Below are 19,876 nucleotides of genomic sequence, written 5' to 3'. Positions count from 1 at the left end.
GTCTTTATCTCCAGGTGGCTCCTTGGAGCCGGGGTTGGTTAGCGTTTGATGAGGGTCTTAAGCCAGGCGCCGGTTAAAGGGGCCAGGGCGGCAATAAACAGGGAGTAGGCGATGATGCAGTACTGGGCCATATTCAGTCCCAGCAGACTCCAGTCATCTTCACCGCAAATGCCCGAGGGCTGGAACTCATAGGGGAACCAGATATGCATGGGCAGGCCCAGAGGGAACTTGGGTTCGGTGGAGCAGGCACCGCCACCACCCCCGGCGGCAAACAGGTCGCCGCCCTCGGCCATGACACTGTCCAGGGCGTGGGAGGAGTGGTGCAGACTGGCCAGGTCGATGGACCAGGCCATCCCCTGAATCACCGCATACCAGGCCAGGGCCATCCCCACCAGTTTCAGTGGGGTGCTGTCTGGCTTAATCGCCATGATCAGCCCGGCAAACAGGATGCACATCTGGCTGAAGCGGATGTAGACACAGATTTCGCAGGGATCCATCTCCAGAAACCACTGGAAGTAGCCCATGGCGGAGAGGATAAGAAACAGGGCGGCGCCGCTCATCAGCAGCCAGATCCAGCGCTGCTGCTGCCATTGCTCCAGGGTGGTTATGGGGGAAGATGTCAGGCTGTGCCAGCCTTGCTGCAATTGTGATACAGACATGAGCCTTTCCCTTACTTGGTCAGCAGTTCGGCGGTCAGTTCATCCAGCATCTTCATGCTGGTGATCGACTGGGTATTGATCAGGTAGCGGCCGTTGACCACGATGGCGGGAATCCCCTTCACCTTGGCGACCTTGATCCCCTGGTCCCACTTGGTCATCAAGTCGGTGACTTTGGCGGAGTTTTTCAGACGGGAGAACGTGGCCTGATCGATGGCGGCGGCGTTAAGGCCAAATTGAATGGCTTCTTCGGAGGACTTAAATTTTACTTTGTCATCATGAAGATGCTTGTAATAAGCCATCTTTGCCTTTTTGTACTCTTTTTCTCCCAGGGTTTTCGCTACGGCAACCACAGTGGCTTTCTCCTTGCCAAACGGAGGTTTTGTGGAGATGTGATAGGCGTCGTAGCTGACCCCTTCGGGCAAGTTTTCAATATATTTCGGCATCACCGCCTTTTCATATTTATAGCAGAAGGGGCAGTTGGTGGAATAGACCTTTACTACTTGGTTATTTGCAGAAAAACCATTGTCTTTCAGGTCTATGTAGTGCTTGCCTTCGCTGTAGTCAGCGGCGTTGGCGCTGAGGGCGAACAGGGAAAGGGCGGCCAGGGACAGTAAGCGTTTCATAAGTTCTCCATTGGATGGTGGGGGCGGCAGTGCCGTCGTTGGAGAACAGAATAGGGGCTGACACAACCGGCTTCTGTGATGGCTGTGGCTCTGGTTCTGGGGAATTATTTCATAAAATACTTTTTCTCCGTGACTGGATTCTCAGAACCCTTCATTCCCCATTTTGCTGTGCTTTGGTTAACAGAAATACCTCGACGTTTTATGAATACTTTCCCCAGACTTTTTGTGATCCGGAGCCAAAATGAATCGCGCTGAATTAAAACGTAAAAGGATTAATACCATTCTTAATTCCGCTGAACAGGCCATTGTGGATCACGGTCTGTTTTCTCTCAGCCTGCTGGAGTTGGCCCGTCAGGCCAATTGTCCGGTCAATACCCTGTACAACTACTTCTCCAGCCGGGAGGATATTGCCGTCGCCCTGTTCAACCGGATCATCGGAAAGTGGGGGGTGAAGGCGTCACAGGAGATCGCCCTGGAGTCGGGCAGCTTTGCCGAGCGCTTTGTGGCGATGCAGCTCATCTGGGTCTATCGGGCCCGGCTCTCCATGGACCCGGGAGGCATCCAGTTTCTGGCGGCCATGCCCTGTGTCTGGAAACACGCGTCTCACCAGAGAATCGCCACCACCCGCCGGCTGTTGGACAACTGGTATCAACTCAACTGCGATTTCCTGATCTGCGCCCGGGAGCGGGGGGAGCTTAAGGCCAGTGATGAGGCGATTCATCACTGTCTGAACCTGGTGACCTGCTTGGAGCGGGGGTTTTCCCTCTTCTCCAACAACTACAGCTTTCGGGATGAGATGATGCAGATGCCCATGGAGCGGGTACTGGAATCCATGTTGCCCATTCTGGCGCAGCTGAACTGGTCGGTGTCTCTGGAACGGCTGGATCGCGAGCGGGTATTGACCATCTGTCAGAGGGTGAATGAGGAACTGGCGCAGTTTGAGGTGGACGATCTGATTGAGCGCACCGAGGCGGCTCTGGAGTAGGAGTAGGGGCCCTGACGGGCCCCTCGGGCAGGTATCTTAGAGGCTGATGCCGATATTGGAGATGCCGCTGCTGCGGATCTCTTTGCGCATCTCCCTGATATCGTCTGAGGAGGGCTCGGACTCCACCCAGTCCAGCAGTTGGGACTGAATCGATTTCTCCTCCTGCATCATCTCGTGGTTGAAGATGAAATCATCCAGGGCACGCCCTTCCAGCTCGGGCATTTCGGTCACTTCAATGTAGTTGGTGACCGTGGAGCTGGAGAGCTTGGAGACGTTGATCAGGTCCTCCTCCACCTTCTGCTGCATGGCAATGAAGATGGTGGACACGGCGACCACGGCGTCCATGGCGGGGTAGACCCCATACATGTCGTGCTGCTCCGGGTCCGGAGTGATCGCTTCCAGTTTTTCGATCTGCTGCTCCATGGCCAGCTTCAGCCTCTGGGTGAAGCAGCTCTCCCAAAGCAGGTCCAGGGAGACCTGAAGCTGGTCGGCTCCCTCGCTCTCTGTGGCGGCACAGAACAGCTGGAAATTGGGCAGCATACGTTCCGCCAGGGCGGTGGCAAACAGGCGTTTTTGATCTGCGCTCAGCGCTTTGATGCGGCTGAAGAAGCCGGGTGTCTTGCTCATCTATCGATTCCGTTTAGGCTGCCAGTATGGTCTCGGCAGCGGATTCTACCTTGTTTAGCTCGTCGAGTAACTCGAGAATTTCCGGTTCCAGGTCCAGGGTGTCCTGTCCCTGCTTGAGTTGCCCTTCCAGATTGGCGCACAGGGATTGCAGCGCCGGTACCCCAGAATAGCAGGTGGCGCCGTGCAGTTTGTGCACCGTCTGCTGCAAGGTGTGACGGTCCCCTTGGTGTAGAGCGTATTCGATCTGCTCTCGGGTTTCCGGGATGCTCTGGGCCAGCATTTTCAGCATCTCCCGGGCCAGGTCATCGTTGCCACCGGACTGGGTCAGGGCCAGCTCCCAATCCACCACCTGGCTGGCTTCGGCGGTGACCTGAGAGGTCCAGCGCATGATCATCTCCTCCAGGCCACGCTCGTCGATGGGCTTGGTGAGGATGTCGTCCATGCCACTGCCCAGCACCTCCTCCCGCTCCTCGCCCAGCAGGTGGGCGGTGACGGCAATGATGGGGGTGCGGGTGTTCAGTGAGGCGCGGCGGATCTCCCGAGAGGCCTGGATGCCGTCGATGTCCGGCATCTGGATATCCATAAAGATCAGGTCGTACTCCTCCTGGGCGGCCCGGCGTATCGCTTCGGTGCCAGAGGAGAGGGTGTCCACCTGGGTAACCAGCTCCTGAAGCAGGGTGTCGATCAGTTTCAGGTTGGCCCTATTGTCATCCACCGCCAGGGCTTTCAGCTTGCGCTTCTCCCGTGGAGGCAACTGCGGGGGCTCGGCAGCGGGCAGGTGCTGGGGACCGCCGTTGGTGAGGCTGGCAAACAGTCGCCGCTCACTCATGGGCAGGGTCAGGCAGTGGTCGATGCCCAGCTCTTCAACCTGATGAACCACCTCACTGTTGTCGCTGTCCAGCAGCAGCACCAGGTTGTCACAGTGCTGGCGGATGGTCCCCAGGGTGTCCATCATCGACTCGCTGGGCTGCAACTTGCGCCAGGCGATCAGCGCGTGGCTGAAGTGGCGCCCCTCCAGGTAGTTTTGCAGTGGGGCGCTGGAGCCACAGGCGGTGGTGTCCATCTGCCAGTTTTCCAGCTGCTGTACCAGGTTGTTGCGGGTGAGCAGCCTGGGTTCAAACACCAGGGCACTCTGTCCCCGGACCTGATCCAGGTTGAGGGGGTCGGAGATGGTGAAGGGACTCTTATCGATGCTGAGGGTAAACCAGAAGGTCGAGCCCTGGCCCTCGCTGCTGGTGAAGCCAATCTGGCCATCCATGTGGTTGACCAGGCGTTTGGTGATCACCAGCCCCAGGCCGGTTCCGCCGAAGCGGCGGCTGATGGAGCTGTCCGCCTGACCGAAGGCCTGGAACAGCAGCGATTGCTGCTCCTTGGAGATGCCGATACCGGTGTCTGAGACCTCTCCGCGGATCAGCACCCGCTCGGCGGTCTCCTTGGCGGCATCCAGTTGCAGGCGAACGCTGCCCTTGTCGGTGAACTTGACCGCGTTGTTCACCAGGTTGGTGAGGATCTGCTGCAGCCGCATTACGTCACCGTTGAGGCTGTCGGGCAGGTGGTCATCGATCTCGATAACCAGTTCCAGCCCCTTTTCCGCTGCGGCGGTGGAGAGCAACTGCATGGTTTCATCGACGGCGTCCCTCAGGGCAAAGGGCATCTTCTCCAGCACCATGCGCCCCGCCTCGAGCTTGGAGAAGTCGAGGATGTCGTTGATGATGGAGAGCAGGTTGCTGGCACTGCGTTCAATGGTTTTCAGGTAGTCACGCTGGTTGTCGTGGAGCGGGGTCTTCAGCAGCTGCCGGGTAAAGCCGATCACCCCGTTGAGGGGAGTACGCAGCTCGTGACTCATGTTGGCCATAAATTCCGATTTTACCCGGCTGGCCTCCAGGGCGCGCTTCTTGGCGATGTCCAGCTCGACGTTTTGAATCTCGATCTGCTCCAGGGTCTCCCGCAGATCCGAGGTGGCTTGGTCGATGTTCTGCTGCATCTCATTGTGGTATTCCGCCAGGGAGGAGGCCATGGCGTTGATGCCCCGCTTCAACTGGTCCAGTTCGCCAATCAGCTCACCCTGGAGTCGGGTATCCAGCTTGCCCTCACGAATTTTGGCCACCGCCGCCACCATGTCGGTGATGGGCCGGGTGACGTTCTTCATCAGCCGGAAGGTGAACAGCAGGTTCAGCTGTACCCCGATCAGCACGATGATGAAGGCCCAGCCCGCCCCTCGGTACTGACTCACCAGGGCTTCATGCTTGTTGATCTGCAGCACCACATAGCCCAGCTGGGTTCGCGGAGTAAAGTTGGTGTCGATGTTGGGGGTGGGCAGGGTGAAGATGGGGGCACGCATTATCACGTTGTCGCCAATGTGCTCCACGTCCATCCCTTGCTTGAGATCCCGGTTCAGGGGCAGCTTGATCAGGTCGAAGTTCTGCCGGTACTGGCTGGTGGCAAATACCTGGTTCTCGTTGTCAAAGATGGCGATCAACTGGATAAACAGGGAGTTCTGTTTGTGGATCATGTCGATCAGTCGCTGGCTGTAGTCCCGGTTACTGGTACTCAGGCCATAGCTGGCCGCCATCGCCAGGGGGCTGACGATGTTCTCTCCCCGGTTGATCAGTGACTGGTCCAGCTCAGAAAAGCGGGTCAGGGTAAAGAAGCTGCCCAACAGGATGCCGATTAATATGGTGGGCGCCAACGCCAGCACCAGTACCCAGGCTCTGAGACTGTATTTGGTGACCCCATTCATCTGTGGGACAATGCTCCCCTTATCTGTTTTGGCTCAGGCGATCCGCTTTGTGCCCTGGTAAACCGGGCGCTGCAAGCGATCCCGGTCGTAACCACGCCTATGTGGATCCCCCTATTGTAATCAACGGACCTTTTCATGGCACAGTTTTTTACCCCTAAGTCCAATAAATTAAAGAAGTTGTCGAAAAAAATCACCCTGGATGTCCAGCGCCTGGACCACAAGGGCCAGGGGGTGGCCGATCATGAGGGGAAGGTGGTGTTCATTCCCGGCCTGCTGCCCGGTGAGCGTGGTGAGGTGCAGCTGACTGAGCAGAAGAAGCGTTTTGCTCAGGCTAAATTGCTCAAACGTATGGGGGAGAGTCCGCTGCGCATTCAGCCGGAGTGTGACCATTTCGGCCGCTGCGGCGGCTGTCAGGTCCAGCACTTGTCCCAGCAGCAGCAACGGGTCTACAAGCAGCAGGCGCTGCTTGACATGCTGTCCCGGCTGGGGGGCTGTGAGCCTGACGAGGTGGCTGAGCCCCTCCATGGTTCGGGGTGGCACTACCGTCGCCGCGCCCGTCTGGCCCTGAAGGTGGAGAAGGGCGAGCTGCAGATGGGCTTTCGCCGGGAGGGCAGTAATGAGATCGAATCGGTGCGCCGCTGCCCCATACTGGTGCAGCCTTTCAGCGAGCTGCTGCCGCAGATCCACAGCTTACTGAGCAGTCTCAAGGGAAAACGTCAGTTGGGGCACCTGGAGCTGACCCGCACCGCCAGCGGCGACCTGTTCTGTCTGAGAGTGCTTAAGCCCCTTGCTGAGGGGGATTGCGCCCTCCTGAGTGATTTTGCCGGTGAGCATGATCTGACAGTGTTGCTGGATGAGGGGGCGCAGGTGCGCCGCTTGGATGGCAAGCCTCTTGCACCTTTCGCCATTGAGTTGGGCGAGATGAGTGAGCCCCTGGCCTACCTGCCCGGTGACTTCATTCAGGTCAATGATCAGGTGAACCAGGGGATGGTGGCCCAGGCCCTGGACTGGCTGGCTCCGGGCGAGGACGACACCGTACTGGAGCTGTTTGCCGGTATCGGTAACTTCAGCTTCCCTCTGGCGCGTCGCTGCCAGTCGGTGCTGGCGGTGGAGGGGGTGGACACCATGGTGGCCCGGGGCAATGAGCGCGCCCGCGAGCTGGAGGTGGACAACCTCAGGTTCTGTCAGGCGGATCTTAACGACGGTGAGGGTGACCCACTCTGGCTCAAGCCGGTGGATCTGCTGTTGCTTGACCCTGCACGAGCAGGCGCAGGCGGCGCCCTGACCCACCTGCCTGCATGGTCTCCCAAGCGGGTGCTCTATGTCTCCTGCAATCCGGCCAGTTTGGCCCGTGACGCAAAATTGCTCACTGAGCAGGGATATCGCCTCAAGAGGGTTGGACTGGTGGATATGTTCCCCCATACTCAACATCTGGAGTCCATGGCACTTTTCGAAAAAAGTGGGCTCTGAACAACAGGATGCCGCCAGCTAGCGGCGAAGGAATCACGATCTACAGAGGATGACATAACACCATGGTATCGGTTCGTCAGATCCATTTCGGAGAACAGCAGGTCGATCTTAGCCAGTGGCTGAAGCAGCTGGAGCTCAGCGCGGAGTCGCGCCAGAGGCTGGAGGCCTGTTTCCGATATTGTCAGGAACTGACCGTGGAGGAGCGTCCGGTGCTGGAGGCGTGTCTGATCCGCGCCAGGGAGATGGTGGAGATCCTGCTGCCCCTGAACATGGACATCGCCACCCTGGAGGCCAGTGTCCTCTTTACCTGCCTGGATGAGGGGTTACTGACCCTGGAGCAGATCGAGGAGAAGTACGACGCCAAGCTGCTGCCCCTGATCAAGAGCGTTCAGGTGATGGATGCCATCCGTACCCTGCAGACCGGCAGTGGCGTTCACGCCTCCGAAGGGCAGATCGACAATCTGCGGCGCATGCTGCTGGCCATGGTGGAGGATGTCCGTGCCGTGGTGATCAAGCTGGCCGAGGGTGTGGTGATGCTCCGCGAGGTGAAAAACGCCGACGAGGAGACCCGGGTGGTGCTGGCCCGGGAGGTGCGCGACATCTACGCGCCCCTGGCCAACCGTCTGGGTATTGGTCAGCTCAAGTGGGAGCTGGAGGACCTCTCCTTCCGCTACCTGCATCCGGACACCTACAAGGACATAGCCAGGCTGCTGGACGAGAAGCGCATTGACCGGGAAAGCTACATCCATGAGTTTGTTTCCGATTTGCAGCAGAACCTGGACAGAGACGAGATCCGCGCTGAGGTCTATGGCCGTCCCAAGCACATCTTCAGCATCTGGAAGAAGATGCAGAAGAAGAACCTGGCGTTTTCAGAGCTGTTCGATGTGCGCGCAGTGCGCATCATCGCCGAGCGGCTGCAGGACTGTTACGCCGCCCTGGGGGTGGTGCACACCAAGTGGCGCCATCTTCCCAACGAATTCGATGACTATGTGGCGACCCCCAAGCCTAATGGTTACCAGTCGATCCACACCGTGGTGCTGGGCCCCGCGGGCAAGAGTGTGGAGATTCAGATCCGCACCGAGCAGATGCACCAGGACGCTGAGCTGGGTGTGGCCGCCCACTGGAAATACAAAGAGGGTCCTCAGTCCGGCAAATCCACCGGCTTCGAAGAGAAGATCAACTGGCTGAGGAAGATTCTTCAGTGGCAGGAGGATGTAGTGGAGAGCGGCAACCTCATCGACGAGGTGCGCAGCCAGGTGTTCGAGGACAGGGTCTACGTGTTTACCCCCAGGGGAGACGTGGTGGACATGCCTGCCGGCAGCACGGTGCTGGATTTTGCTTACTACATCCACTCAGTGGTGGGCCACCGCTGCATCGGCGCCAAGATCGATGGCCGCATCGTGCCCTTCACCACCGAGGTGGAGACCGGCCAGCGGGTGGAGATCATCACCGCCAAGCAGCCGAACCCTAAGCGCGACTGGCTCAATCCCAACCTGGGCTACATCAAGACCAGCCGGGCCCGGGCCAAGATTGCCCACTTCTTCAAGCAGGAAGACAAAGAGAAGAACACCGTTGCCGGCCGGGAGATCCTGGAGACCGAGCTGGGCCGCCATGGCCTCAAGCTGGAGGAGGCCAGTTCCGCGGTTGAGCGCTTCAATATGCACAGCCTGGATGACTTGCTGGCCGCCATCGGCGGCGGTGACATCCGTCTCAACCAGGTGATCAACCACATCCAGAGCCGCCACAAACGGGCCATGGAGAACGAGGAGGATGCGGTGGCCGAGTTGGTCAACCGGGCCCCCTCCCGCCCCAGTCGTCGCAGTGGCCAGATCGAGGTCAATGGGGTGGGCAACCTGATGACCCACATGGCCAAGTGCTGTCAGCCCCTGCCCGGGGATCCCATCTACGGTTACATCACCCAGGGGCGGGGCGTCTCCGTGCACCGGGAGGAGTGTGAACAGCTCAAGGATATGCTGGAGCGCAGCCCGGAGCGTGGCGTGGATGTGGTCTGGGGCGAGAGCGCCGCAGGGGGCTACAGCGTCAGCATCCGGGTGGTGGCCAATGACCGCAACGGCCTGCTGCGGGATGTGACCACCTTGCTCACCAATGAGAAGTCCAACGTCACCGAGATGCGCAGCCGCTCTGACAACATGAAACACACCGCCATCATTGAGCTCAAGCTGGAGCTGTATAACATGGAGTCCCTCAGCCGACTGGTGTCCCGACTGAGCCAGATCCCCGGCGTGGTGGAGGTAGGTCGACTGTGAGCCAGATAGAGAGACTGCTGGCCATCATGGCCAAGCTGCGCGATCCCGACGGCGGCTGCCCCTGGGATCTCAAGCAGGATTTTGCCAGCATCGTGCCCCATACCCTGGAGGAGGCCTACGAGGTGGCCGACGCCATCGAGCGCGCCGACTGGGATGGGCTGCCCGGTGAACTGGGGGATCTGCTGTTTCAGGTGGTGTTCTATGCCCAGCTGGGTAAGGAGAAGCAGTGGTTCGATTTCGAGGAGGTGGCCAGGCGCATCAGCGACAAACTGGAGCGGCGCCACCCCCATGTGTTCACCGATGCCCGGATCCCCGAGGCGGAACTCAAGGCCAACTGGGAAGCCACCAAATCCGCCGAGCGGGCGGACAAGGGCGAGCACTCCCTGCTGGACGACATCCCCAGGGGGATGCCTGCCCTGACCCGCTCGGTAAAGATTCAGAAGCGGGTGGCCAGCGTCGGCTTCGACTGGGACAGCCTGGGGCCCGTGGTGGATAAGGTCCACGAAGAGGTGGATGAGGTGCTCGAGGAAGCCCATCAGCTGGCGGTGGACCAGGAGAAACTCACCGAGGAGGTGGGTGACCTGCTGTTTGCCGTCACCAACCTGGCCCGTCATCTTAAGGTGAATCCGGAGCAGGCCCTGCGCCGGGCCAACGACAAGTTTGAACGACGCTTTCGCGGGGTGGAGAGCCTGGCCTGCGAATCTGGTCGTGAACTCGATGTCCACAGCCTGGATGAGCTGGAGGCCTACTGGCAGCAGATCAAGGGGCGGGAATAGCCCCTGGTTCCCGCTTCATGTGGCGCAAAATTGACCACTAGAGGGTTGTCGGTTCAAGGATTATTTTGAGACGGATTCAACGCTTCTCAGATTGTCCTACCCTGGGGCCTCTGGTATACTGTCATCCCGTCCTATAGTGAACTCCCACTAAGTCGTATCATTCTTATCTCAGGTTCAGCATGACTACAAATTATATCTTCGTGACGGGCGGGGTGGTTTCCTCGTTGGGTAAAGGCATTGCAGCAGCGTCTCTTGCCGCCATTCTGGAAGCTCGCGGTCTTAACGTGACCATCATGAAACTGGATCCCTACATCAATGTGGATCCCGGCACTATGAGCCCCACTCAGCACGGTGAGGTGTTCGTGACCGAAGACGGTGCCGAAACTGACCTGGACCTGGGCCACTACGAGCGCTTCATCCGCACCAAGATGAGCAAGCGCAACAACTTCACCTCCGGCCGTATCTATGCCGATGTTCTGCGTAAAGAGCGTCGCGGCGACTACCTGGGTGCCACCATCCAGGTGATCCCACACATCACCAACGCCATCAAAGAGCGGGTGATCTCCGGTGCCGAAGGTCATGACGTGGCCATTGTGGAAGTGGGCGGTACCGTGGGTGACATCGAGTCTCTGCCGTTCCTGGAAGCCCTACGTCAGCTGGCGGTAGAACTGGGCCGTGATCGTGCCATGTTCATGCACCTGACTCTGGTGCCCTACCTGTCCGCTGCCGGTGAAGTGAAGACCAAGCCGACCCAGCACTCCGTGAAGGAGCTGCTCTCCATCGGTATTCAGCCCGACATCCTCATCTGCCGTTCCGATCGCGTGGTGCCCGCCAATGAGCGTCGCAAGATCGCCCTGTTCTGTAACGTGGAAGAGAAGGCGGTAATCAGCCTGAAGGATGTGGACAGCATCTACAAGATCCCAGCTCTGCTGAAGTCCCAGGGTCTGGACGAGCTGTGCGCCAAGCGCTTTGGCCTGACCTGTCCTGAAGCGGACCTGTCCGAGTGGGAGCGGGTGATCTACGAAGAGGCCAACCCAACCGGTGAAGTGACCATCGGTATGGTCGGCAAGTACGTTGAACTGCCTGACGCCTACAAGTCCGTCAATGAGGCGCTGAAGCATGGCGGCCTGAAGAACCGCGTCTCCGTGACCATTAAGTACGTGGACTCTCAGGACGTGGAAGCCAAGGGCACCTCCATCCTGGAAGGCCTGGACGGCATCCTGGTTCCCGGTGGCTTCGGTGAGCGTGGCGTGGAAGGCAAGATCATGGCCGCCCGTTACGCCCGTGAAAACAAGGTGCCCTACCTGGGCATCTGCCTGGGTATGCAGGTGGCTCTGATCGAGTTTGCCCGCAACGTGGCTGGCCTGGAAGGCGCACACTCCAGCGAGTTCAACTCCGGCACCGATCACCCTGTTGTGGGCCTGATCACAGAATGGGTCGACGAAGAGGGTAATGTAGAGGAGCGCAGCGAAGGCTCCGACCTCGGCGGCACCATGCGCCTGGGTGGCCAGTTGTGCCACCTGAAAGAGGGCTCCAAAGTAGCCCAGATGTACGGCGGCGCCGCCTGCGTTGAGCGCCATCGTCACCGTTACGAAGTGAACAACAACTACGTCAAGCGCCTGGAAGAGGCGGGTCTGGCCTTCACCGGCCTGTCCACCGACAAGAAGCTGGTTGAGATCATCGAGATCCCGAGTCACCCATGGTTTGTGGCTGGCCAGTTCCACCCAGAGTTCACCTCTACCCCACGTGACGGTCACCCCCTGTTTGCCGGTTTTGTTAAGGCAGCAGACGAGTTCCAGAAAAGGGAACTAAACTAGAGCGAGATTCCCGGGCGGGTGCCCTAGTGGCGCCCGTCCTTTAACTTTGAAACTCTGTAATAGGAAACTTTGAAATGGCAAAGATCGTTAAGATTGTCGGCCGCGAAGTCATGGACTCCCGCGGTAACCCCACTGTAGAAGCCGAAGTGCATCTGGACGGCGGGTTTGTCGGCATGGCCTGCGCTCCCTCCGGTGCCTCCACCGGTACCCGTGAAGCCCTGGAACTGCGTGACGGTGACAAGTCTCGCTACCTGGGTAAGGGCGTGCTGAAAGCCGTTGCCAACGTTAACGACACTATCGCTCCTGCCCTGGTAGGCTTCGATGCCGCTGACCAGCGTGGCCTGGACAAGGTGATGATCGACCTGGACGGCACCGAGAACAAAGACAACCTGGGCGCCAACGCCATCCTGGCTGTCTCTCTGGCTGCTGCCAAGGCCGCCGCTGCCGCCAAGGGTCTGCCTCTGTACGCCCACATCGCTGAGCTGAACGGTACCCCTGGTGAGTACTCCATGCCAGTACCTATGATGAACATCCTCAACGGTGGTGAGCACGCGGACAACAACGTGGACATCCAGGAGTTCATGGTACAGCCTGTTGGCGCACCTAACTTCCGTGAAGCCCTGCGTATGGGTGCCGAGATCTTCCACAGCCTGAAGAAGGTGCTGAAGGCCAAGGGTCTGAACACCGCCGTAGGTGACGAAGGTGGTTTCGCCCCTAACCTGGCATCCAACGCCGACGCCCTGGCGGTGATCAAGGAAGCGGTTGAAGCGGCTGGTTACAAGCTGGGCACCGACGTGACCCTGGCTCTGGACTGCGCGGCTTCCGAGTTCTACAAAGATGGTCAGTACGTCCTGAGCGGCGAAGACAAGAGCTTCGACTCCAACGCCTTCTCCGACTACCTGGGCGACCTGAGCGCTAAGTACCCCATCGTATCCATCGAAGATGGCCTGGACGAGTCCGACTGGGAAGGTTGGGCCTACCTGACCAAGATCCTGGGTGACAAGATCCAGCTGGTGGGTGACGACCTGTTCGTAACCAACACCAAGATCCTCAAGCGTGGTATCGACAACAGCATCGGTAACTCCATCCTGATCAAGTTCAACCAGATCGGCTCTCTGTCCGAGACTCTGGACGCCATCAAGATGGCCAAAGACGCTGGTTTCACTGCAGTGATCTCCCACCGTTCCGGTGAGACCGAAGATGCCACCATCGCCGACCTGGCTGTGGGCACCGCTGCTGGCCAGATCAAGACCGGCTCCCTGTGCCGCTCCGACCGTGTAGCCAAGTACAACCAGCTGCTGCGCATCGAAGAGGCCCTGGGCGGTAACGTACCTTACCGTGGTCTGAAAGAGATCAACGGCCAGGGCTAATGCCTTGAAGCGTTGAAAACCATACTGAAAAGCCGCCTTAGGGCGGCTTTTTTGTGCCTGGTGACTTTCCTTTTTGGTCGCCTTGGGTCAAGATCTTGTCATCATAAAACGGGTGGATACGATGCGACTGCTGCTTATTGTCTTGACGCTGTCCCTGGTGGGGCTTCAGTACCGTCTCTGGAATGGTGAGAATGGCTACGCCGAAGTGCGTCGGCTGGAGGTGCAGATCGCCGAGCAGCAGGCCAACAACCTTATGCTGGAACAGCGCAATCAGATGCTGCGTCAGGAGATCACCGATCTGCGCGATGGGCTGGAGTCCATCGAGGAGCGTGCCAGGAACGAGCTGGGCATGGTGGGACCCAATGAGCAGTTTTTTCGGGTAATCAAACGCCCCTCCGCTGATTCTGCGCACCAGTAATCCCGCCCATCTCGGAGCCAAGATGTTACCTAAGCATACCCCCCTCTACGCCGTGGTGCCCGCGGCCGGCGTTGGCAAGCGCATGGGAGCCGACATTCCCAAGCAGTACCTGCCGCTCAATGGCCGCCCCATACTGTCCCACACCCTGGGCAGGTTGCTCAGCCACCCCGACATCACCCGGGTGGTGGTGGCACTGGGCAGCGAAGATGGCTTCTTCGATGAGTTGCCGGAGTCCACCGATCCCAGGCTGACCCGGGTCCCGGGGGGACAGGAGCGGGCAGATTCGGTTCTCAGTGCGCTCAGCCACATCCAGGACGATCAGGCCTGGGTGATGGTCCATGATGCGGCGCGCCCCTGTTTGAGTCATGGAGATATCGATCGGCTGATCCGGCTCTCTGGCGAGCAGGGAGGCATCCTGGCCGCCCCGGTAAGGGATACCATGAAGCGGGCCAATGGCGATGGTGCCATTGACCACACGGTGGAGCGCAGTGGCTTGTGGCATGCCCTGACCCCTCAGCTGTTTCCGCTCAAGGCCCTGCGCGATGCCCTGACTCAGGGCCTGGAGCAGGGCGCCAATATTACTGATGAGGCCTCCGCCATGGAGCGCCTGGGATGGCACCCCACCCTGGTGGAGGGCAGCCCAGCCAACATCAAGGTAACCCACCCTGACGATCTGCGCATCGCCGGGTTACTGATCAAGGAGTAAAGATGATTCGCATTGGCCACGGTTTCGATGTTCATAAGTTTGGTGGTGAGGGGCCGGTGACCCTGGCCGGGGTGAAGGTTCCCTATCATCAGGGGCTGCTGGCCCACTCCGATGGGGATGTGATCCTTCACGCCATCAGCGATGCCCTGCTTGGGGCCCTGGCCCTTGGCGACATCGGCCATCATTTCCCCGATACCGATCCCCAGTTCAAGGGGGCAGACAGCCGGGTGCTGCTGCGCCATTGCTATGCTTTGGTGAAGGAGCGGGGATACACACTGGGCAACCTGGACGTGACTGTTATCGCCCAGGCTCCCAAAATGGCGCCCCACATCCAACAGATGCGCGCCAACATCAGTGCCGACCTGGAGTCGGCGCTGGATCAAGTTAACGTTAAGGCGACCACCACGGAGAAGCTGGGCTTTACCGGCCGTGCCGAGGGGATCGCCACCGAAGCAGTAGTGGTACTTACCCGTGACTGAATACACCCTGCCCCAGTGGCACTATCTCCATGGCGAGCCTGACGGCTATGCCATCCTGCGTACCCAGCCTGAAGACTTCATCGTCGAAGAGGCGCTCCCCTTCGAGGCCGATGGTCAGGGTGAGCACCACCTGCTGCAGATCCGCAAGCGACTGATGACCACCCACCAACTGGCCCAAAAGCTCGCCAGTTTTGCCGGGGTGAAGCGGATGGATGTCTCCTGGGCGGGACTCAAGGACAAGTATGGGGTGACCACCCAGTGGTTCAGCGTCCGCATTCCAGGCAAGGAGACCCCGGACTGGAGCGCCCTCAATGGTGAGGACCTCCAGGTGCTGCAGGCCCTGCGTCATGGCAAGAAGTTGCGCACCGGCGCCCTCAGCGGCAACCGCTTTACCCTGACCCTGCGTCAATTGCAGCCGGGTACAAATCTGCAGCAGCGCCTGGAGCAGATCAAGGCCCAGGGGGTGCCCAACTACTTTGGTGAGCAGCGCTTTGGCCATGGTGGGCGCAACGTAGAGCGTGCCGCAGAGATGTTCGCCGGCAAGCGCATCAAGGACAGGAACAAGCGCAGCATCTATCTCTCGGCGGCCCGCAGCTTCCTGTTTAACCATGTGGTGTCTGAGCGGCTGCAGCAGCATGGCCTGGCCTCTCTGTCCGGGGACACCGTGATGATGCCCACCGGTGGCAGCTTCTTTAAGTCTGAGGTCGCTGACGCCGAGATCCCGGGGCGGGTGGAGCGTGGTGAACTGCGTCTGTCCGCGCCCATGGCCGGCGACTACCAGGCCGGTGACGACCAGGCTGACCAGTTTGAGCAAGGGGTGATGGCTCGCTGGCCAGAACTGGTTCAGGGGCTCAAGGATGCGCGCATGGATCAGGAGCGTCGTCCCCTGCTGCTGCGTCCTGAGCAGATGAGCTGGACGCTGGAGGGGGAGACCCTGGTGCTCAGCTTCCAGCTGCCTGCCGGCGCCTATGCCACGGCGGTATTGCGTGAGCTGCTCCGCTATGAAGAGGCACACAATCTTGAAAATCAAACGGTTAATGGATAAAAATAGCCCACTATGAAGATTCTGGTAAGCAATGATGATGGGGTTCATGCCCCAGGAATCCGCGCCCTGTCCGAGGCGTTGTCCTCCCTGGCAGAGGTGACGACCGTGGCGCCCGATCGCAACTGTTCCGGGGCCAGCAACTCCTTGACCCTGACCAACCCTTTGCGGGTGCAATCCATAGAGAACGGCTATCTGGCGGTCAACGGCACCCCCACTGACTGTGTCCACCTGGCCATTCGTGAGCTGATGGAAGGCGAGCCCGACCTGGTGGTGTCCGGAATCAATGCGGGCGCCAATCTGGGGGACGACACTCTCTACTCCGGCACCGTGGCTGCGGCCATGGAGGGACGCCATCTGGGTCTGCCGACCATCGCTGTCTCCCTGGTGGGCCGCGAACTGCGCCACTATGAGACCGCCGCCCAGTTTACCCTGAAGTTGGTGAAGCATCTGAAACAGAATCCATTGCCCTCCAACCAGATCCTCAACATCAATGTGCCGGACCTGCCAGAAGAGGCGATTCAGGGGGTGCAGGTGACTCGCCTGGGTGCCCGCCATAAGGCGGAAGGGATGATCCGTACCCAGGATCCCGCCGGTCGCGACATCTACTGGCTGGGCCCTCCGGGTCAGCAGCAGGATGCCGGTCCGGGAACGGACTTCCATGCGGTGGCCAACGGTTACATCTCCATCACTCCATTGACGGTAGACCTTACCGCCCACGATCAGCTGGATGGGCTCAAAGGCTGGATGGGCGGGTTGTCATGATAGGTCAGGCCCAGGTTTATGGTCAGCGACTGGCGGATCTGCTTCGTCAGGCGGGCATCCGCAATGAGCGGGTTTTGGCGGCCATCGCCAATACCCCCAGAACCTCCTTTGTGGAGGGGGCCCTGACACAGAAGGCCTGGGAAAACACCGCTCTGCCCATAGGCCAGGGGCAGACCATCTCTCAGCCCTACATCGTGGCGCGGATGACTCAGGCTCTGCTTGAGGAGATGCCCGAAGGGCCGGTGCTGGAGATAGGGACCGGCTCGGGCTATCAGTCGGCGATCCTCGCCCAGCTGGTGCCGGAGCTCTGTTCGGTGGAGCGCATCAAGGGACTGCAGATCAAGGCCAGACAGCGGCTGAAGAAGATGGATCTGCACAACATCGCCTTCAAGTACGGCGACGGCTGGCAGGGGTGGCCGGCTCGGGCGCCCTTTGCCGGGATCATCGTGACCGCCGCCGCCCGGGAACTGCCTCAGGCGCTGCTGCAGCAGATGGCCGATGGGGGCCGTATGGTGATCCCCATAGGCGAGCAGGTTCAGGTTTTGCACCTGATCACCCGTCAGGGGGATCGGTACCTGAGCGAGGTGCTGGAGGAGGTGCGTTTCGTGCCCTTGGTGGCCGGTGACACCGAGTAAGGGTCACAGGCTACGCCGCCGTTCCCTGGCGGCGTTTGCCTTTCTGGAGGGGCTGATTCTGCCGATTCCTGCAGAACTGGCCCTGGCGCCCATGTGTCGGCTGGCACCCGGGCAGTGGCTCTCTCTGGCTGGGTTGACGGTGTTCTGGTCGGTGCTTGGTGGCCTGCTTGGCTATCTGGCGGCGCGCTATGGCATGGAGGCTCTGGTGATGCCCCTGGTGCAGCGTTGGCACTATGAGGCGGAACTGACCGGGGTCCTGGAACTCTATGGCCAATGGGGCGCCTGGATATTGGCGGCGTCGGGTTTGACACCTTTGCCATACAAATTGGCCACGTTGGCCGCCGGAGCCAGCGGCGTGTCTTGGCCTCTGTTCCTGCTGGCGGCGACGGTGAGTCGTGCCAGCCGTTATTTGTTGGTGGCCTGGGTGGCCAAAGAGACCGGTCGTCTGCCCAGGTCTCATGCCTGGCTGGGATGGTTGATACTGGGAGGGTTGCTGTGCGTCATGCTGCTCGTTATGTAAGCAGATCTTTCTTTTTGTTTCTGATCTTCGCTCTGGCCGGATGCAGTTTCCAGGCTCATAAGCCTGCGCCTGTGGAAAGTTTATACACAGGCAAAACCTATAAGGACAAGGCTCGCGGCAGTGTCAGCCAATCCAGGTACCAGGTAAAGTCCGGGGATACCCTCTATTCCATTGCCTGGGCGTCCGGCACCGACTACAAGGATCTGGCCCGGATTAACAAGCTGCCATCACCCTACACAATCCGGGTAGGACAGTGGCTTGATTTGCGATCGGTCAAAAAAACAGCACCAACCACCTCCAGCAGCGGGAAAACAGCAAAAACACCTGCGAATTCCAGTCGATCCACATCAAGCTCTGCCAGATCGCCGAAACAAAAAGAAAACACTAAATCTGTTGATCCCAAAAATTCTCAGGAGTATGCTTCAACAAGAAGCTCACAAAATATTAACAGGTCATTAAACTCTTCGTTGCCGAAGAAAGTGTCCAAGTGGCGCTGGCCAGCCTCAGGAAAGGTAGTGGCCCGCTACTCCGACTCCGCTCAGGGGCAGAAGGGTTTGGATATCGCTTCCAGGGAGGGGGCGCCTGTTGTAGCTTCAGCCGAGGGCCGGGTGGTGTACGCCGGAAGTGCTCTCAGGGGATACGGCAAGTTGATCATCATTAAGCACAGTGACGATTTTCTCAGTGCCTATGCCCACAACAGAAAAATACTCGTAAAAGAGAAACAGGCAGTGAAAGCAGGTCAGAAGATCGCCGAAATGGGAAGTACAGACAGCGATCGGGTGATGTTGCACTTCGAGATCCGTTACCGGGGTAAGTCGGTGGATCCGGAGCGTTATCTGCCAAAGCAGTAATCTTTCTTGCAGGGACGTCAAGGTATATGGAGGCTTTACCGTGAAGTAATCATCAGTGGTTTGGGACAAATTGGGAGACTGGCCAATGAGTCGAAATATCAAGCAATACAGCAGTGCTGCCGTGGATCTGAACAGGGAAGAAGCAGTTTTGGGGACTGATTCTAACCGAGCAACGTCAGGTAAGCGAAAGGCAGCAAAAGAGTCCGCCGTAGATCAGCTGGTTCAGGATGATCTGCAGAAAAATCTTGATGCCACTCAGCTGTATCTGAGTGAGATCGGATTCTCACCCTTGCTCACCGCCGAGGAGGAGGTCTATTACGCTCGCCGTGCCCAGCGTGATTGTGCCAAGTCCCGCAACAGGATGATCGAAAGTAACCTGCGCCTGGTGGTGAAGATCGCCCGTCGGTACAACAACCGGGGTTTGGCTCTGCTCGACCTGATCGAAGAGGGCAACCTGGGACTGATCCGCGCTGTGGAAAAGTTCGACCCTGAGCGTGGATTCCGCTTCTCGACCTATGCGACCTGGTGGATCCGCCAGACCATCGAGCGCGCCATCATGAATCAGACCCGCACCATACGTCTGCCTATTCATGTGGTCAAGGAGCTCAATGTCTACCTGCGCACCGCCCGTGAGCTGGCCCACAGCCTGGATCATGAGCCGACCGCAGATGAGATCGCCGCCAAGCTGGACAAGCCGGTTGAGGATGTGAGCAAGATGCTGAAGCTGAACGAGAAAATCAGCTCGGTGGACACGCCCATCGGTGGTGACTCCGACAAGGCCCTGCTGGACATCATTGCAGATGACGACAGCTCCGGCCCCGAATCCAAGGTGCAGGAAGACGACATTCAGGACTCGGTGGTCCGCTGGCTTGATGAGCTCAACTCCAAGCAGCGCGAAGTACTGGCTCGCCGTTTTGGATTGCTGGGCTATGAGCCCTCCACCCTGGAAGATGTGGGCCGGGAGATTGGCCTGACCCGAGAGCGGGTTCGTCAGATTCAGGTTGAAGCCCTGCGTCGCCTCAAGGATCTGCTGGGATCCCAGGGGCTCTCCAGTGAGGCACTGTTCCGTCCCTGATTTTGTTATTTGTTAGCGCAATGAAAAACGCGGCCATTGGGCCGCGTTTTC

At 59.2% G+C, this 19,876-nt stretch carries 19 protein-coding genes; 15 read left to right on the top strand and 4 right to left on the bottom strand.

Annotated features, from left to right (window positions below; genetic code table 11):
- Positions 1–38: 38 nt before the first annotated feature.
- Both ACN0RV_RS12495 and ACN0RV_RS12490 read right to left on the bottom strand, forming a co-directional pair.
- Positions 39–659 (bottom strand): disulfide bond formation protein B, encoded by a 621-nt coding sequence (locus ACN0RV_RS12495; protein ID WP_417347915.1) that lies wholly within the window; start codon positions 657–659, stop codon positions 39–41.
- Between the two features lie 11 nt (positions 660–670).
- Positions 671–1,282: a thiol:disulfide interchange protein DsbA/DsbL gene (locus tag ACN0RV_RS12490; protein WP_417347914.1), complete on the bottom strand. Its 612-nt coding sequence runs from the start codon at positions 1,280–1,282 to the stop codon at positions 671–673.
- 241 nt (positions 1,283–1,523) lie between these two features.
- Between ACN0RV_RS12490 and ACN0RV_RS12485 the strand changes: the two genes are divergently transcribed.
- A complete protein-coding gene (locus tag ACN0RV_RS12485; RefSeq protein WP_417347913.1) occupies positions 1,524–2,267 on the top strand; it encodes a TetR/AcrR family transcriptional regulator in 744 nt (247 codons plus the stop codon).
- A gap of 36 nt (positions 2,268–2,303) precedes the next feature.
- Here ACN0RV_RS12485 and ACN0RV_RS12480 read toward each other — a convergent pair whose 3' ends face one another.
- Together ACN0RV_RS12480 and barA are read right to left on the bottom strand one after the other, a co-directional pair.
- Positions 2,304–2,894: a YjaG family protein gene (locus ACN0RV_RS12480; protein ID WP_417347912.1), complete on the bottom strand. Its 591-nt coding sequence runs from the start codon at positions 2,892–2,894 to the stop codon at positions 2,304–2,306.
- Between the two features lie 13 nt (positions 2,895–2,907).
- Positions 2,908–5,634 (bottom strand): two-component sensor histidine kinase BarA, encoded by a 2,727-nt coding sequence (gene barA, locus ACN0RV_RS12475; protein WP_417347911.1) that lies wholly within the window; start codon positions 5,632–5,634, stop codon positions 2,908–2,910.
- 135 nt (positions 5,635–5,769) lie between these two features.
- Between barA and rlmD the strand changes: the two genes are divergently transcribed.
- The 14 genes from rlmD (at position 5,770) to rpoS (ending at position 19,825) form a co-directional block, all read left to right on the top strand.
- Complete coding sequence (rlmD, locus tag ACN0RV_RS12470) at positions 5,770–7,104, top strand: 23S rRNA (uracil(1939)-C(5))-methyltransferase RlmD (RefSeq protein WP_417347910.1); 1,335 nt, start codon at positions 5,770–5,772, stop codon at positions 7,102–7,104.
- A 62-nt stretch (positions 7,105–7,166) separates the two neighbouring features.
- Positions 7,167–9,371 (top strand): GTP diphosphokinase, encoded by a 2,205-nt coding sequence (gene relA, locus ACN0RV_RS12465; RefSeq protein WP_417347909.1) that lies wholly within the window; start codon positions 7,167–7,169, stop codon positions 9,369–9,371.
- Positions 9,368–10,147: a nucleoside triphosphate pyrophosphohydrolase gene (gene mazG, locus ACN0RV_RS12460; RefSeq protein WP_417347908.1), complete on the top strand. Its 780-nt coding sequence runs from the start codon at positions 9,368–9,370 to the stop codon at positions 10,145–10,147. Before relA ends, mazG begins: the two co-directional genes overlap by 4 nt.
- A gap of 179 nt (positions 10,148–10,326) precedes the next feature.
- On the top strand, positions 10,327–11,964 hold the full coding sequence (locus ACN0RV_RS12455; RefSeq protein WP_417347907.1) for a CTP synthase: 1,638 nt from the start codon (positions 10,327–10,329) through the stop codon (positions 11,962–11,964).
- A 74-nt stretch (positions 11,965–12,038) separates the two neighbouring features.
- Positions 12,039–13,334, top strand: coding sequence for a phosphopyruvate hydratase (eno, locus tag ACN0RV_RS12450; RefSeq protein ID WP_417347906.1), 1,296 nt, complete (start codon positions 12,039–12,041; stop codon positions 13,332–13,334).
- A 121-nt stretch (positions 13,335–13,455) separates the two neighbouring features.
- The gene (gene ftsB, locus ACN0RV_RS12445) at positions 13,456–13,752 is read left to right on the top strand and encodes a cell division protein FtsB (RefSeq protein WP_417347905.1); all 297 of its coding nucleotides are present in this window, start codon (positions 13,456–13,458) and stop codon (positions 13,750–13,752) included.
- Between the two features lie 22 nt (positions 13,753–13,774).
- Positions 13,775–14,458: a 2-C-methyl-D-erythritol 4-phosphate cytidylyltransferase gene (gene ispD, locus ACN0RV_RS12440; protein ID WP_417347904.1), complete on the top strand. Its 684-nt coding sequence runs from the start codon at positions 13,775–13,777 to the stop codon at positions 14,456–14,458.
- Positions 14,459–14,460: 2 nt separating this feature from the next.
- A complete protein-coding gene (ispF, locus tag ACN0RV_RS12435) occupies positions 14,461–14,937 on the top strand; it encodes a 2-C-methyl-D-erythritol 2,4-cyclodiphosphate synthase (RefSeq protein ID WP_417347903.1) in 477 nt (158 codons plus the stop codon).
- A complete protein-coding gene (gene truD / locus ACN0RV_RS12430; RefSeq protein ID WP_417347902.1) occupies positions 14,930–15,982 on the top strand; it encodes a tRNA pseudouridine(13) synthase TruD in 1,053 nt (350 codons plus the stop codon). The genes ispF and truD overlap by 8 nt, the downstream gene beginning before the upstream one ends.
- Before the next feature lie 12 nt (positions 15,983–15,994).
- Positions 15,995–16,744 carry a 5'/3'-nucleotidase SurE gene (gene surE / locus ACN0RV_RS12425; RefSeq protein WP_417347901.1) on the top strand — a complete coding sequence of 250 codons (750 nt, stop codon included), beginning with the start codon at positions 15,995–15,997 and terminating at the stop codon, positions 16,742–16,744.
- Entirely contained in the window at positions 16,741–17,379 is a 639-nt protein-coding gene (locus ACN0RV_RS12420) for a protein-L-isoaspartate(D-aspartate) O-methyltransferase (RefSeq protein WP_417347900.1), read from the top strand. Before surE ends, ACN0RV_RS12420 begins: the two co-directional genes overlap by 4 nt.
- Positions 17,366–17,899 (top strand): YqaA family protein, encoded by a 534-nt coding sequence (locus ACN0RV_RS12415; protein WP_417347899.1) that lies wholly within the window; start codon positions 17,366–17,368, stop codon positions 17,897–17,899. The genes ACN0RV_RS12420 and ACN0RV_RS12415 overlap by 14 nt, the downstream gene beginning before the upstream one ends.
- Positions 17,875–18,750 carry a peptidoglycan DD-metalloendopeptidase family protein gene (locus tag ACN0RV_RS12410; RefSeq protein ID WP_417347898.1) on the top strand — a complete coding sequence of 292 codons (876 nt, stop codon included), beginning with the start codon at positions 17,875–17,877 and terminating at the stop codon, positions 18,748–18,750. Before ACN0RV_RS12415 ends, ACN0RV_RS12410 begins: the two co-directional genes overlap by 25 nt.
- 85 nt (positions 18,751–18,835) lie before the next feature.
- Positions 18,836–19,825, top strand: coding sequence for an RNA polymerase sigma factor RpoS (rpoS, locus tag ACN0RV_RS12405; protein WP_286341848.1), 990 nt, complete (start codon positions 18,836–18,838; stop codon positions 19,823–19,825).
- The last annotated feature ends 51 nt before the right edge of the window (positions 19,826–19,876 follow it).

Source organism: Ferrimonas sp. (assembly GCF_048263965.1).
In the GTDB taxonomy this organism is placed as follows: Bacteria; Pseudomonadota; Gammaproteobacteria; order Enterobacterales; family Shewanellaceae; genus Ferrimonas.
This window is presented reverse-complemented; position numbering and strand designations above follow the sequence as displayed.

Excerpts from the sequence above, each read along its gene's own strand:
- ACN0RV_RS12495 (WP_417347915.1), bottom strand. The coding sequence starts at position 659 with ATGTCTGTATCACAATTGCAGCAAGGCTGGCACAGCCTGACATCTTCC.
- ACN0RV_RS12490 (WP_417347914.1), bottom strand. The coding sequence starts at position 1,282 with ATGAAACGCTTACTGTCCCTGGCCGCCCTTTCCCTGTTCGCCCTCAGC.
- ACN0RV_RS12485 (WP_417347913.1), top strand. The coding sequence starts at position 1,524 with ATGAATCGCGCTGAATTAAAACGTAAAAGGATTAATACCATTCTTAAT.
- ACN0RV_RS12480 (WP_417347912.1), bottom strand. The coding sequence starts at position 2,894 with ATGAGCAAGACACCCGGCTTCTTCAGCCGCATCAAAGCGCTGAGCGCA.
- barA (WP_417347911.1), bottom strand. The coding sequence starts at position 5,634 with ATGAATGGGGTCACCAAATACAGTCTCAGAGCCTGGGTACTGGTGCTG.
- rlmD (WP_417347910.1), top strand. The coding sequence starts at position 5,770 with ATGGCACAGTTTTTTACCCCTAAGTCCAATAAATTAAAGAAGTTGTCG.
- relA (WP_417347909.1), top strand. The coding sequence starts at position 7,167 with ATGGTATCGGTTCGTCAGATCCATTTCGGAGAACAGCAGGTCGATCTT.
- ACN0RV_RS12455 (WP_417347907.1), top strand. The coding sequence starts at position 10,327 with ATGACTACAAATTATATCTTCGTGACGGGCGGGGTGGTTTCCTCGTTG.
- eno (WP_417347906.1), top strand. The coding sequence starts at position 12,039 with ATGGCAAAGATCGTTAAGATTGTCGGCCGCGAAGTCATGGACTCCCGC.
- ftsB (WP_417347905.1), top strand. The coding sequence starts at position 13,456 with ATGCGACTGCTGCTTATTGTCTTGACGCTGTCCCTGGTGGGGCTTCAG.
- ispD (WP_417347904.1), top strand. The coding sequence starts at position 13,775 with ATGTTACCTAAGCATACCCCCCTCTACGCCGTGGTGCCCGCGGCCGGC.
- ispF (WP_417347903.1), top strand. The coding sequence starts at position 14,461 with ATGATTCGCATTGGCCACGGTTTCGATGTTCATAAGTTTGGTGGTGAG.
- surE (WP_417347901.1), top strand. The coding sequence starts at position 15,995 with ATGAAGATTCTGGTAAGCAATGATGATGGGGTTCATGCCCCAGGAATC.
- ACN0RV_RS12420 (WP_417347900.1), top strand. The coding sequence starts at position 16,741 with ATGATAGGTCAGGCCCAGGTTTATGGTCAGCGACTGGCGGATCTGCTT.
- rpoS (WP_286341848.1), top strand. The coding sequence starts at position 18,836 with ATGAGTCGAAATATCAAGCAATACAGCAGTGCTGCCGTGGATCTGAAC.